Source organism: Microbacterium sp. MYb66 (genome assembly GCF_002979435.1).
Lineage (GTDB): Bacteria > Actinomycetota > Actinomycetes > Actinomycetales > Microbacteriaceae > Microbacterium.
This window is the reverse complement of the sequence record NZ_PCOV01000004.1, coordinates 131,314-143,871: the sequence shown is the minus strand read 5'-3', so window position 1 is coordinate 143,871 and position 12,558 is coordinate 131,314. Positions and strand designations below refer to the sequence as shown.

The following is a 12,558-nucleotide window of genomic DNA, read 5'->3' as shown; positions in this document are numbered from 1 at the left end:
ACAAGCTCACAACCTTTCGACACACAAGTCGGTCCGGAATGGGAGCGCTCCCTCGCCACGGGTATGGAACCGGTTCCTTTTTGAGAGGGCAGAGGCTACGCTGTCACCCGGCGCGCCCCCACCGCGCCGGGTCCACGCAGCCGCGTGATCAGGTCGAGGAGGACCGATGAGCACGATCGCGGACGTCGCGGCGCGTGCCGGGGTGTCGAAGGCCACAGCGAGCCGTGCCCTGAGCGGCCGGGGATATGTCTCCGACGACACGCGTCTGCGCGTGACCGACGCCGCCCGAGACCTCGCCTACGTCGCCCACTCCTCCGCCACGAGTCTCGCCACCGGCCGCACCCAGACCGTCGGGATCGTCATGCCCCCGGTCGACCGGTGGTTCTTCGCCGAGCTGCTCGCCGGCATCCAGGAGTCGCTGTTCGCCCTCGACTACGACCTCGCCCTCTACGGCGTCCCCGAGGGAACCCAGACCAGGGAGCGCCTGTTCGAGCATGTCCTCCCCCGGCGTCGCTTCGACGGCATCATCGCGGTCGGCATCCAGCCGAGCGCGCGCGAGCTCGAGCGTCTTCAGCACACCGGGCGTCCACTCGTCAGCGTCGGCCCGTACAGCGCGGGCTCGAGTGCGGTTTCCATCGACGACACCGCGGCCGCGCGCATCGCCACCGAGCACCTGATCGAGCTCGGCCACACCGACATCGCCTTCGTCGGCGGATCGACGGATGCCACGGAGCTGAGCTTCGGAGATGCGCGCAGGCTCGACGGATATCACGGCGCCCTGCAGGCCGCGGGACTCTCCGCGCACGCCCGGGTCGCCGGAGCCGCCCCCACCATGCCCGGCGGCTACACCGCGGCGGCGGGTCTCCTCGGAGACCGACGACGCAGGCCCACCGCCATCGTCGGAGTGTGCGACGAGGCGGCGATCGGGGCGATCATCGCCGCCCGACGCCTGGGCATCGCCGTACCGACGGAGCTCAGCGTGGTCGGCATCGACGACCACGAGCACGCCGACATGTTCGCGTTGACGACGATCGGCCAGTCCCCGAGAGAACAGGGGCACGAGGCGGTGCGCCTTCTGACGAGGCGGATGGATCAGTCGGACGCCCCGCTCGAACGCATCGACGCGGCATCCGCCCTCGTGGTGCGCAACTCGACCGCGCCGCCGCGCTGACCGCGTCATCCGGGAATGCACGAAGGCCCCGGGCGAACCCGGGGCCTTCGTGGAAAACGCGTGAGCGTCGCGATTACTTGAGGGTAACCGTTGCGCCTGCCTCTTCGAGAGCAGCCTTGGCCTTCTCGGCGGTCTCCTTGTTGGCGCCCTCAAGGACGGCCTTCGGGGCACCGTCGACGACAGCCTTGGCCTCGCCGAGACCCAGTGAGGTGAGCTCGCGGACGGTCTTGATGACCTGGATCTTCTTGTCGCCAGCAGCCTCGAGGATGACGTCGAAGGAGTCCTTCTCTTCCTCAGCCTCAGCAGCGCCCGCGCCACCCGCAGCGCCGGCAACGGCGACGGGAGCAGCAGCGGTGACCTCGAACTTCTCCTCGAACGCCTTCACGAACTCGTTGAGCTCGATGAGGGTCAGGCCGGCGAACTGCTCGAGCAGTTCCTCGGTGGAAAGCTTCGCCATGATGTATCTCCTAGATAGATGGGGTTTGTAGACGAGATCGCAGGCCGCTTACGCGGCCTCTGCGGTCTCCAGCTTTTCGCGAAGAGCATCGATGGTGGCGGCAGCCTTGCCCATCGTCGCCTTCATCATGCCCGCAGCCTTCGCCAGCAGAACCTCACGGCTCTCGAGCGCGGCGTACTTGTTGACCTCGTCCGCGGTGAGGGCGTTGCCCTCGAAGATGCCGGACTTGATCACGAGAAGCGGGTTGGCCTTGGCGAAGTCACGCAGAGCCTTGGCGGTGGCGACGAAGTCACCGTGCACGAACGCGACAGCCGACGGACCCTTGAGGTCGTCGTCCAGCGCGGAGATGCCAGCCTTGTTGGCGGCGATCTTGGTCAGCGTGTTCTTCACCACGGCGTACTCAGCGTCCTGACGGATGCTGTTGCGCAGCTCCTTGAGCTGGGCAACCGTCAGACCGCGGTACTCGGTCAGCAGAACGGCAGTCGAGTTCTCGAATGACTTCGTGAGCTCGGCGACCGATGCATCCTTCTGCGCCATGGTCACTCCTTGGTGTGTACGAGGCGCCGCACGGTGGTGAGGCGCCGACCTTGACCACCTGCAAAGAGAAAAGCTCCGGCGCAAGCGCACGGAGCTTTGGAAAGTTCGTGTCCTGCGCGGGCCCCTGCTGTGCAGAGCTTCGATCATGCGTACTTGCGCACACGTGATGACCAGCGGTCTTCGGTTGCGACAACTCTACCTCACCTCCCCTCTCCCCCCAAATCCGCCCTGACCTCGGGGATCGAGCCGCCCCTCATCCCTCCCGACTGGTCATCGAGCTACCCCTCTTTGTGCGCTCGCCTCGCAACTCATCGTCCAGGTACTTGCCCCGGCCGTCGCACTCGGCGAGGGCGGGGCGGGAGAAGGCGGCGTGTACGAGTGAGGAGGGTCCGCGGGCGGGGTTAGGGTCGAAGGGTGACCCCGGAACTCGCCGCACGCATCGTCGCGGACTCTCGCGACCGTGTGGCGTGGATGCGGGCACGATCGCGCGGGATCACCGCCACCGACGTCGCAGGCCTCACCTCCGAGAAGTCGATCACCAGGGCTGCGGACTCCAAGCTCGGCGGCGGACCGCGCTTCGGCGGAAACGCCTACACCGATCACGGCCGACGCCGCGAGCCCGAGATCGCCGCCTGGGTCGCCGCGACCCACGGCATCCTCCCGTCGTCCGCCCTCTTCCGGGCCGAGGTCGAGCATCGCCATCTCGCCACCCCCGACGGCATCGCGGTCGATGCCGACGGGCGCGTCAAGCTCGCCGAGATCAAGACCACGAACAAGGCGTTCCGAGGCATCCCCCGCACATACCTGCGCCAGGTGTGGTGGCAGCAGCATGTGCTGGGTGCCGAGCGGACACTGTTCGTCTGGGAGGAGCACGTCGACTTCTCGCCGATCCACGACGAGCCCCGCTGCGTGTGGATCGACCGCGACGACCGCGAGATCGCCAAGCTCGTCGGTCTCGCCACCGACCTCATCGACGAGCTCTATCGCCGCACCACCGGCCAGCAGGTGCCGAGCAGGGCGACGGATGCCGCGGCCAGCCGCCGCGATCAGCTCCGCGAACGCGACGCCTTCCGCGCACTGGCACTCGCCGACTGAGCGATCCTTCCCCTCCGCTCCACGGCAGGCGCCTGCCGTCATCGCGCCCTGCCGGTTCGGGCGGCTGAGCCAGGTCCTGGAACGCCGATCGAGGGCGCTTCGGGAATGGTTGACGTAGATCAACGATCCGCGTATAGTTGACGCAGTTCAACCATTCTTTGCGCGCCAGAGCTGTCGCAGCATCCTCTCCTCCGACTGCGAAAGGTCTCCCATGACCACGGATTCTCCCGTCAAGATGACGCATCGCCAGGTGCTCGAGGCCCTCACCGGTCTCCTGCTCGGCATGTTCGTCTCGATGATCGCCACCACGGTGGTGTCGACCTCCATGCCGGTCATCGTGCACGACCTCGGCGGCGACCAGGCGGCCTACACCTGGGTCATCACCGCGACCCTGCTTACCACGGCGATCTCCACCCCCATCTGGGGCAAGCTCGCCGACCTGTTCAACCGCAAGCTGCTGATCCAGATCGCGATCGTCATCTTCGTGGGCGCGACCGCCGCGGCCGGCTTCGCGCAGGATACGAACACCCTCATCGCGTTCCGCGCCATCCAGGGCATCGGCGGTGGCGGACTCGCCGCCCTCAGCCAGGTCATCATGGCCGACATCATCAGCCCGCGTGAACGCGGCCGATACATGGGCCTGTTCGGTGCCGTCATGGCCGTCGCCACTGTCGGCGGCCCGCTGCTCGGCGGCTGGATCACGGATGTGGCGAACTGGCGCTGGAACTTCTTCGTCGCGCTGCCGTTCGCGGTGGCCGCGCTGATCATACTGCAGAAGACACTGCACATCAGCACCGAGCGCACGCGCAAGGTGTCGATCGACTACGTCGGCATCGTGCTGCTGTCGGCCGCGGTGTCGCTGATCCTCATCTGGATCACGAACGCCGGCTCGACGTTCGACTGGTGGAGCACGGAGACCGTCCTCATGGTCGGCGGCGCGATCGTCTCGGCGGTCGCCTTCATCATCGTCGAGCTCAAGGTGCGCGAGCCGCTCATCCCGCTCACGCTGTTCCGCGGTCGCACGTTCACCCTGTCCGTGCTCGCGTCGATCTCGATCGGCGTCGCGATGTTCGGCACCTCGGTCTACCTCGCGCAGTACATGCAGCTCTCCCGCGGCGCCACGCCGACCGAGGCCGGACTCATGACGCTGCCGATGATGGCGGGCCTGCTGATCTCGTCGATGGTCATCGGCCAGCTCGTGACCCGCTTCGGCAAGTGGAAGGGCTACCTGATCCTCGGCTCCGTACTGCTGATCGCCGGTTCCGTGATGCTGTCGACCCTGCACTACGACACGAACTTCGTCCTCGTCTCGATCTACATGTTCGTGATGGGTGCGGGCGTCGGCATGACGATGCAGAACCTCGTACTCATCGTGCAGAACGTCGCCAAGCCGACGGAGATGGGCGTTGCGAGCTCGGGCGTGACCTTCTTCCGCAGCCTCGGCGGCACGGTCGGCGTCTCGGTCATGGGCGCCGTGCTCGCGAACAGCCTCACCGGGCTGTTCACCGACGGCAAGGAGCGTCTGGGCACCGCGATCGCGAAGCTCGGCGACAAGGGCGCCGAAGTCGCCGCTCAGCTCTCGAGCGGCACGCTGCCCGAGGTCCGGCTCCTCCCGGAGCCGGTGCGCTCGATCGTCGAGGACTTCTACGCGCAAGCCATCTCGCACGCGTTCCTCATCGGCATCCCGCTCGCCGTGATCAGCCTCATCGCGATCCTGTTCCTGCCGAACCGCCCGCTCACCACGATGACGACGACCGAGCGCGCCCAGGCGGATGCGGCGAAGTCCGAGGCCGCGGCAGAACGGACCAGCACGTCGGTCGACGACGCCGCCGACGTCGCGATCGCCGATGCCACGGCGCTGTCCGGAGCACCGACCGGCAGCGTGACCGTCGTCGGCCGGAGCGATCACGGCGATGCGGCATCCGATGTCCGTCACTGAGCACACCGCCGACTCCCCGGAGGCGCGGGCCGATGCGGTCCGCGCCCTGGAGGCGGAGTTCGGCGAACTGATCACGCACTTCCGCCGAGTGATCACCGAGAATGCGAACCGGGTGAGCCCGGGCCTGCTGCCCGGTGCCTACAAGATCTTCACCACGATCGCGCGCTGCGAGCGGGTGACGGTGTCGACGCTGTCCGAGCGGATGCTGATGGACAAGGGCCAGGTCAGCCGGATGGTGCGCGAGCTGGAGGATCTCGGGCTGATCGAGCGCTCCGCCGACCCCTCCGACGGCCGCTCGTTCCTGCTGCAGCTCACGCCCCTCGGCACGGATCGGCTCGCCGCCGCTCGCCTGCCGCAGGAGGGCATGCTGCTGCGCACCCTCGAGGACTGGAGCCTCACCGACATCGGGAACCTCACCCGGCTGCTGCACGCCCTCGGCTCCGGCGTGACGCCGGGCTCGACCGCGAGCGACTGAGGGGCGCGCCGAGCACACGTCGCGCTTCGGCGGCGATCTCCGCGGCGATCGTGTCGAGCAGCTCCGACCGCAGGTTCCACTGCTGCCAGAACAGCTGCACGCGAAGGGTCGGCCCGCCCAGCGGGACCAGGCCCGCGGACTCCTGCAGCAGCGGGACCATCCCCCAGCCGAGGCCGAGCCCGACGGCGAGGGCGTAGTCGTGGGATGCCGGAACGTAGTGCCGCGGCACCCCCTCCTGCTCGACGGACATCTCTCGAAGCCATTCGTGTTGCAGGGTGTCGCGGCGGTCGAAGTCGACGAACGGTGCGGCCGCGAGAGCACCCGCCGTCACCCCTCCGGCGAACCAGCGGGAGGCGAACCCCGGTTCCGCCATCGCCCGGTACTCGAGCACGCCGAGCGGCGACACCGAGCATCCGGCGACCGGCGCCTCCTCGCTCGTGACCGCGGCCATCACCGTGCCGGACTCCAGCAGCCTCGCGGTGAAGTTCTGATCGTCGCGGTGCAGGTCGAAGTCGATGTCGTGACCCGCGGAGAGGCGGGCGAGCGGGGCGAGGAACCACGTCGCCATGGAGTCGGCGTTCACCGCGAGCGGGACGCTGATCCGACGGGCTCCCCCCTCCTCATCGATGCCCACCCCGACGAGCGCGTCGTGTTCCAGCAGAGCGATCTGCCGCGCCAGGCGGACGACGGCTTCGCCGGCCTCGGTCAGTCGGGCGGGCTTGGTGCGCACGACCAGGATGCGGCCGAGCTGCTGTTCGAGCGTCTTCAGCCGCTGACTCACGGCCGACGGCGTGATCTGCAGCCGTCTCGACGCGGCGTCCAGCGTGCCCTCGTCGACGATCGCCGCGAGCGTGGCGGCGAGTTCCGGGTCGATTCTCACATTAGCGATTCTAATGGTTCAGTAGAAACCTTCGCTTCTCCTCATGTGTCGATCTTCCTAGGCTGGAGTCATGCTCACCGTCCTCGCCGGCCTCGGACTCGGCCTCTCCCTCATCGTCGCGATCGGTGCGCAGAACGTGTTCGTCCTGCGTCAGGGGATCCGCCGCGAGCACGTACTCGCCGTCGTGATCATCTGCGCCCTCTCCGACGCGGCCCTGATCGCCGCGGGCGTCGCCGGGCTCGGTTTCGTCCTCTCCGCGGCGCCGTGGCTGGTCGTCGTCGCGCGATGGGCCGGTGCTCTGTTCCTGTTGACCTACGGGATCCTGGCCGCGCGTCGCGCCTGGCACGGCGGCGAAGAGCTCGACGTCGACGGGACGGACACTGCGTCGCCCGGCGCCTCGGCGACCGACGGCTCGACGGCGACTCTGACCCGCACCCGCCTGGCACCGGTGATCCTCACCACCCTCGCGCTGACCTGGCTCAATCCCCACGTGTACCTCGACACGGTCCTGATGCTCGGTTCGATCGCCGCCACCCACGGCGATCAGCGCTGGCTCTTCGCGAGCGGAGCCATGGCCGCCAGCATCCTGTGGTTCACGGCGCTGGGCTTCGGCGCACGCTACCTCGGACGCTGGCTGCGCACTCCTCGCTCCTGGCGCATCCTCGACGCCGTGATCGCCGTGGTCATGATCGCGATCGCGATCAGCCTCGTGCTCCCGGTCCTCGGCGCCTGAGGGCGGTCAGGCGCCGTCGATCTGAGCGAGCCTCGCCCGGACGAGTTCCCGGAGCACCTCGACGGGGATCGGATGCTCCGGCTGGAACCGGATGGTCCCCTTGTCGACGCTGACACCCGGATGCCCGTCGAGCAGACCCGCGACCGCGGCGACCGCATCCGGACTGAACGGATAGATCCCGATGTGCTTCTTGGCACGCATCACCGAGAGCAGCGGCTTGCCGTCGTGCACGAGGGCCGGCATCCCGTAGCCCTTCCCCTGCTCGGCGGAGGGCACCTCCTCGCGCGCGACGGCGTACACCCGATCGATCGCGTCGCGGTCGGCCGGGGTGAGGTCGGCAAGATATTCGTCGATGGTTTCCACGGCGGCATCCTGCCACCGATCGGCGCACAGGGCGAGGATCGTCCGCGATCAGGCCCCGTCGAGCGGTCGCATGATGCGGGTGAGGAACCGCTGCGTGCGCTCGTGCTTCGGCGCGCGGAACAGTTCGTCCGGTGGGCCCTGCTCCACGATCACGCCGCCGTCCAGGAACAGCACGTGGTCTGCGGCCTCGCGCGCGAAGCTCAGCTCATGGGTCACGACGGCCATGGTCCAGTTCTCGTCGGCGAGTTCCTTGATGACGAGGAGCACCTCGCCCACGAGTTCCGGATCGAGCGCGCTGGTGGGCTCGTCGAAGAGCAGCAGATCCGGCTTGAGCGCGAGCGCCCGCACGATGCCGACCCGCTGCTGCTGGCCGCCCGAGAGCTGGTGCGGACGAGCATCCGCCTTGTCGGCCAGACCCACCCGGTCGAGCAGCGCGAGCGCCTCGGACACGACCTCGGCCTTCGGACGCCCCTGCACCCGCCACGGGCCCTCGATGACGTTCTCCAGGACGGTGAGGTGCGGGAAGAGGTTGTGGTGCTGGAACACCATCGCGGAACGATCGCGCAACGCCAGGCGCTTCTGCTTCTGCACGCGCGTCGAGGGCTTCGCGTCCGGGGCGAAGTCGATGTCCGGCCCGCCGGCCACCACGATCGTGCCGGCATCCGGCGTCTCGAGGCCGTTGAGCGCGCGGAGCACCGTCGTCTTGCCGGAACCGCTGGGGCCGATGAGCACGACGACCTCGCCGCGGTGGAGGGTCAGGTCGATGCCGCGCAGCACCTCGTTGTCGCCGAAGCTCTTGTGCAGGCCACGCGCGGTGAGGAGCGCATCGGTGGTGTTGTCAGTGGGCGACACGGCTGTCGAGTCTCCTCTCGAGGGCACTCTGGCCGAACGACAGCACCAGGCAGAACACCCAGTACACCAGCGCCGCGGCCAGGTAGAGCACCATGAACTCATAGGTCGTCGACGCGATCTGCTGCGCCACCTTGAACAGTTCGGTCACGAGGATCAGTGACGCGAGCGAGGTGTCCTTCACGAGCGAGATGAACGTGTTCGACAACGGCGGCACCGACACCCGGGCCGCCTGCGGCAGGATGACGCGGGTGAGCGTGCGGGTGCGGTTCATCCCGACCGTGTACGCGGCCTCCCACTGCCCCTGCGGAACCGAGAGGATGGCCGCACGCACCACCTCTGCACCGTAGCCGCCGACGTTCAACGACAGGGCGATGATCGCGCTGGGCCACGGGTCGATCGTGATCCCGATCGACGGCATGCCGTAGAAGATCACGAACAGCTGCACGAGCAGCGGGGTCCCCCGGATCACCGAGATGTAGAAGCGGGCGACCCCCGAGAGGATCGGATTCACCGAGATCCGCATCAGGGCGATGCCGATCGCGATGAGGAGCCCCAGGGCGAACGACGCCAGCGCGAGCGGCACCGTGGCCGTCAGACCCGCCCACGCGATCGGGCCGAGCGAGTCGAGGAACAGCTGCCAGGGGCTCTCCATCGATTACTGCGAGACGTCTTCGCCGAAGTACTTCTTGCTGATCTCGGCCAGGGTGCCGTCGGCACGCAGCTCGTCGAGCGCGCCGTCCACCGCCGCGACGAGTGCTTCCTTGTCCTTGGTGAAGGCGAACGCCTGCTCGCCCGCGTCCTCGGTCTCCGCCGCGATCTTCAGACCGGTCGGGCTGTTGGTCGTCTCATAGTCGAGGAAGGTCAGCTTGTCGTTGATGGTCGCGTCCACCCGTCCCTGGCGCAGGAGCTCGACGGCCTGCGCCCATCCCTCGACGCCTTCGACCTTCGCGCCGGACTCGGTGGCGAGGTCGTTCCAGTTGCTCGTGAGAGACTGCGCGGTGGTCTTGCCCTCGAGGTCGTCGAAGGACGTGATCGAGTCGTCGTCCTCCGCGACCACGATCACGCCGGGAGAGACGGTGTACGGGGCGCTGAACAGGTACTTCGCCTCGCGCTCGTCGTTGATCGTGACCTGGTTCGCGATGACGTCGAAGCGGCCCGCGTCGAGACCCGCGAAGATCGCGTCCCACTGGGTCTCCTCGAACTTCACATCGAGGCCGAGCTTGTCCGCCACGGCCTCGATGATCTCGACGTCGTACCCGGTCAGATCTCCGGCGCCGTTGTCATCGTGGAAGCTGAACGGGCGGTAGGTGCCCTCGGTCCCGACCGTGAGGGTGCCGTCCTTCGCGAGGCCGAAGTCCGAACTCGCGGAGCTCTCGCCGCTGTCCGAGGTGTTTGCAGGCGTGCTCGACCCGCTGCAGGCCGTGAGCGCCGCAGCGGCGACGACGAGTGCGGTGACGGCGATGAGACGACGAGACATGGACCCTCCTGGGGTGAGAAGCGCGGGTGCGAGTTTACGCGACCGTCGCGGGAACTCACCCACAGTACGCGGCGCATCGCTGTTCCCCGCATCCGATGACGTTGCGTTTCGCGGCTCTCGCCGGAAGACGCAGAAACGCCCCCGGGCGGACCCGGGGGCGTGTTCTGCGAATCAGACTCAGATGGCGTTGACGTCCAGCGGGATGCCGGGGCCGAACGTGGTCGACACCGCACCCTTCTGGATGTAACGGCCCTTCGAGCTCGACGGCTTGAGGCGGACGATCTCCTCGAGCGCTGCGCCGATGTTCTCGTCGAGCTGCTCTGCGGTGAACGATGCCTTGCCGACGACGAAGTGCACGTTGGCGTGCTTGTCGACGCGGAACTCGATCTTTCCGCCCTTGATCTCCTCGACGGCCTTGGCCGGGTTCGGGGTCACGGTGCCGGTCTTCGGGTTCGGCATCAGACCACGCGGTCCGAGCACCTTTCCGAGACGACCGACCTGGCCCATGAGCTCCGGGGTGGAGACAGCGGCGTCGAAGTTGGTCCAGCCATCGGCGACCTTCTGGATGAGCTCGGCGCCGCCGACCTCATCTGCACCTGCGGCGATCGCTGCCTCGGCCGCGGGGCCGGTGGCGAAGACGATGACGCGGGCGGTCTTACCGGTGCCGTGGGGCAGGATGACGGTGCCGCGCACCATCTGGTCCGCCTTGCGGGGGTCGACGGCGAGCTTCAGCGCGACCTCGACGGTCGAGTCGAACTTCGACGAGCCGGTCTCCTTCGCGAGGGCGACGGCCTCGGTCGGAGTGTAGAAACGGTCTGCCTCGATCTTCTCGGCGGCAGCCTTGTAAGCCTTGGACTTGGTAGCCATGATTATTCTCCTCAGCCCTCGACCGTGATGCCCATGGAACGGGCGGTGCCGGCGATGATCGAGATCGCGGCCTCGATGTCGTTCGCGTTCAGGTCGGCCTGCTTGGTCTCGGCGATCTGGCGGACCTGGTCCTTGGTGATCTTCGCGACCTTGACGGTGTGCGGGGTCGCGGAGCCCTTGGGGACGCCGGCGGCCTTCTTGATGAGCTCCGCGGCAGGCGGGGTCTTCAGGATGAACGTGAAGCTGCGGTCCTCGTAGACGGTGATCTCGACGGGGATGACGTTGCCGCGCTGCGACTCGGTCGCGGCGTTGTACGCCTTGCAGAACTCCATGATGTTGACGCCATGCTGACCGAGCGCGGGGCCGATCGGCGGCGCCGGGTTGGCTGCACCGGCGTTGATCTGAAGCTTGATCAGGCCGGTCACCTTCTTCTTCGGTGCCATTCTCTTTCCTTTCATCGAATCGGATGCCGGAGCATCCGCTTCTCCCACAGATCCGGCGTTTCCGGACCGTGGTCGTCTCTGCGCACGCCGAAGCGGCACACAAACCACACAAGTCTACCTGATCGAACCGGGTGCCGATCACGCGAGAACGGCCGCCCCCGGAGGGGCGGCCGTTCTCGTGAGGTATGTGTCAGACCATCTTGGTGACCTGGTCGAACGACAGCTCGACCGGGGTCTCACGCTCGAAGAGGGAGACGAGCACCGTGAGCTTGCCGCTCTCGGGCTTGATCTCGCTGATCGAACCCGGAAGACCCGCGAACGAGCCCTCCTTGATCGTGATGGTCTCGCCGACCTCGAAGTCGACCTCGGCCGGCAGCGGACGAGCGACGGCGACGCCGCCCTTCGACGCGATGTTCTTGGCCGTGGGGACGTCCTTGACCTCGACGAGCGACTTCAGCATGTTGAAGGCCTCTTCGAAGCGCAGCGGCGTCGGGTTGTGGGCGTTGCCCACGAAGCCGGTGACACCCGGGGTGTGGCGCACGACCGACCAGGTGTCTTCCGTGAGCTCCATGCGCACCAGCACGTAGCCGGGGATGCGCACGCGGGTGACCATCTTGCGCTGGCCGTTCTTGATCTCGACCACGTCTTCCATCGGCACCTCGATCTGGTAGATCTCGTCCTCGACCTCGAGCGTCGACTTGCGCTGCTCGATGTTGGCCTTCACCTTGCGCTCGAAACCGGCGTAGGAGTGGATGACGTACCACTTGCCCGGGAGCATGCGGAGGTCCATGCGGAAGGCCTCGTACGGGTCTTCCTCGGCGTCCTCGTCGTCTTCATCGGCGGAGGAGTCCTCGTCGCCCTGCGCGTCATCGGCACCGAGGTCCGGGCCGTCGTACGGGGTGACCTCGTCAGCCGCCGCAGCATCCAGCTCGGCGACCTCTTCGGCCACAGATTCGTTGAGGACCTCAGCGGCAGCCTCAGATTCAGCCGCTTCGTCCAGGTTGAGAGCGTCGTTCACGATCGCGTCCGCCTCCGGGTCGTCGATGTCGATGTCGTTGTCAGCCGTGTCGTCGGACTCGCCGTCCTCGTCTTCGACGTGGACCGCGATGTGCTCGGCCGGGGTGACGGAGAGCTCTTCCTCGGCGAGGACGTTGCCCTCCTGGGCCTCGTCTTCCTCGCTGGACTGCTCTGCAGCGGTCGCCCAGTCGGCGTCGTCGGAATATCGTTCAGACACGTTGTTTCTTCTCCATAGCTGCGGCGCGAGCCGCG

15 protein-coding genes are annotated in these 12,558 nt (G+C 67.5%); 5 read left to right on the top strand and 10 right to left on the bottom strand.

The genetic code is table 11. The features are described from left to right. Window positions 1–166 precede the first annotated feature (166 nt). A complete protein-coding gene (locus CQ045_RS10690) occupies window positions 167–1,171 on the top strand; it encodes a LacI family DNA-binding transcriptional regulator (RefSeq protein ID WP_105723494.1) in 1,005 nt (334 codons plus the stop codon). Window positions 1,172–1,244: 73 nt separating this feature from the next. Here the strand turns inward: CQ045_RS10690 and rplL are convergent, their stop codons facing one another. Both rplL and rplJ read right to left on the bottom strand, forming a co-directional pair. After that, entirely contained in the window at window positions 1,245–1,628 is a 384-nt protein-coding gene (gene rplL / locus CQ045_RS10685) for a 50S ribosomal protein L7/L12 (RefSeq protein ID WP_017829128.1), read from the bottom strand. Window positions 1,629–1,676: 48 nt separating this feature from the next. Further along, window positions 1,677–2,165, bottom strand: a complete 489-nt coding sequence (gene rplJ, locus CQ045_RS10680; RefSeq protein ID WP_017829129.1) for a 50S ribosomal protein L10 — start codon at window positions 2,163–2,165, stop codon at window positions 1,677–1,679. A gap of 414 nt (window positions 2,166–2,579) precedes the next feature. Here rplJ and CQ045_RS10675 point away from each other — a divergent pair, with 414 nt between their 5' ends. From CQ045_RS10675 to CQ045_RS10665, 3 genes are all read left to right on the top strand, one after another. Further along, window positions 2,580–3,260, top strand: coding sequence for a YqaJ viral recombinase family protein (locus CQ045_RS10675; protein ID WP_105723492.1), 681 nt, complete (start codon window positions 2,580–2,582; stop codon window positions 3,258–3,260). A gap of 211 nt (window positions 3,261–3,471) precedes the next feature. Then, window positions 3,472–5,199, top strand: coding sequence for an MDR family MFS transporter (locus CQ045_RS10670; protein WP_105723490.1), 1,728 nt, complete (start codon window positions 3,472–3,474; stop codon window positions 5,197–5,199). Beyond that, entirely contained in the window at window positions 5,186–5,674 is a 489-nt protein-coding gene (locus CQ045_RS10665) for a MarR family winged helix-turn-helix transcriptional regulator (protein ID WP_105723488.1), read from the top strand. The genes CQ045_RS10670 and CQ045_RS10665 overlap by 14 nt, the downstream gene beginning before the upstream one ends. Here the strand turns inward: CQ045_RS10665 and CQ045_RS10660 are convergent. Continuing rightward, window positions 5,613–6,554, bottom strand: a complete 942-nt coding sequence (locus CQ045_RS10660) for a LysR family transcriptional regulator ArgP (protein WP_105723486.1) — start codon at window positions 6,552–6,554, stop codon at window positions 5,613–5,615. The two genes, CQ045_RS10665 and CQ045_RS10660, sit on opposite strands and share 62 nt — an antisense overlap. 70 nt (window positions 6,555–6,624) lie before the next feature. On the opposite strand from CQ045_RS10660, the gene CQ045_RS10655 reads away from it, so the two are divergent. Next, the gene (locus tag CQ045_RS10655) at window positions 6,625–7,287 is read left to right on the top strand and encodes a LysE/ArgO family amino acid transporter (RefSeq protein ID WP_105723484.1); all 663 of its coding nucleotides are present in this window, start codon (window positions 6,625–6,627) and stop codon (window positions 7,285–7,287) included. A gap of 6 nt (window positions 7,288–7,293) precedes the next feature. Here CQ045_RS10655 and CQ045_RS10650 read toward each other — a convergent pair whose 3' ends face one another. The 7 genes from CQ045_RS10650 to nusG all read right to left on the bottom strand — a co-directional run bounded on the left by CQ045_RS10650 (window position 7,294) and on the right by nusG (window position 12,523). Continuing rightward, window positions 7,294–7,650, bottom strand: a complete 357-nt coding sequence (locus CQ045_RS10650) for an iron chaperone (RefSeq protein WP_105723482.1) — start codon at window positions 7,648–7,650, stop codon at window positions 7,294–7,296. Between the two features lie 48 nt (window positions 7,651–7,698). Continuing rightward, entirely contained in the window at window positions 7,699–8,502 is an 804-nt protein-coding gene (locus CQ045_RS10645) for an amino acid ABC transporter ATP-binding protein (protein ID WP_105723480.1), read from the bottom strand. Then, entirely contained in the window at window positions 8,489–9,154 is a 666-nt protein-coding gene (locus CQ045_RS10640; RefSeq protein WP_105723478.1) for an amino acid ABC transporter permease, read from the bottom strand. Before CQ045_RS10640 ends, CQ045_RS10645 begins: the two co-directional genes overlap by 14 nt. Before the next feature lie 3 nt (window positions 9,155–9,157). Further along, window positions 9,158–9,979, bottom strand: a complete 822-nt coding sequence (locus CQ045_RS10635; protein ID WP_105723476.1) for an amino acid ABC transporter substrate-binding protein — start codon at window positions 9,977–9,979, stop codon at window positions 9,158–9,160. Window positions 9,980–10,156: 177 nt separating this feature from the next. Beyond that, the gene (gene rplA, locus CQ045_RS10630; RefSeq protein WP_046747865.1) at window positions 10,157–10,846 is read right to left on the bottom strand and encodes a 50S ribosomal protein L1; all 690 of its coding nucleotides are present in this window, start codon (window positions 10,844–10,846) and stop codon (window positions 10,157–10,159) included. Between the two features lie 11 nt (window positions 10,847–10,857). Then, on the bottom strand, window positions 10,858–11,289 hold the full coding sequence (rplK, locus tag CQ045_RS10625) for a 50S ribosomal protein L11 (RefSeq protein ID WP_105723474.1): 432 nt from the start codon (window positions 11,287–11,289) through the stop codon (window positions 10,858–10,860). 190 nt (window positions 11,290–11,479) lie between these two features. Beyond that, window positions 11,480–12,523, bottom strand: coding sequence for a transcription termination/antitermination protein NusG (gene nusG / locus CQ045_RS10620; protein ID WP_105723472.1), 1,044 nt, complete (start codon window positions 12,521–12,523; stop codon window positions 11,480–11,482). Window positions 12,524–12,558 lie beyond the last annotated feature (35 nt).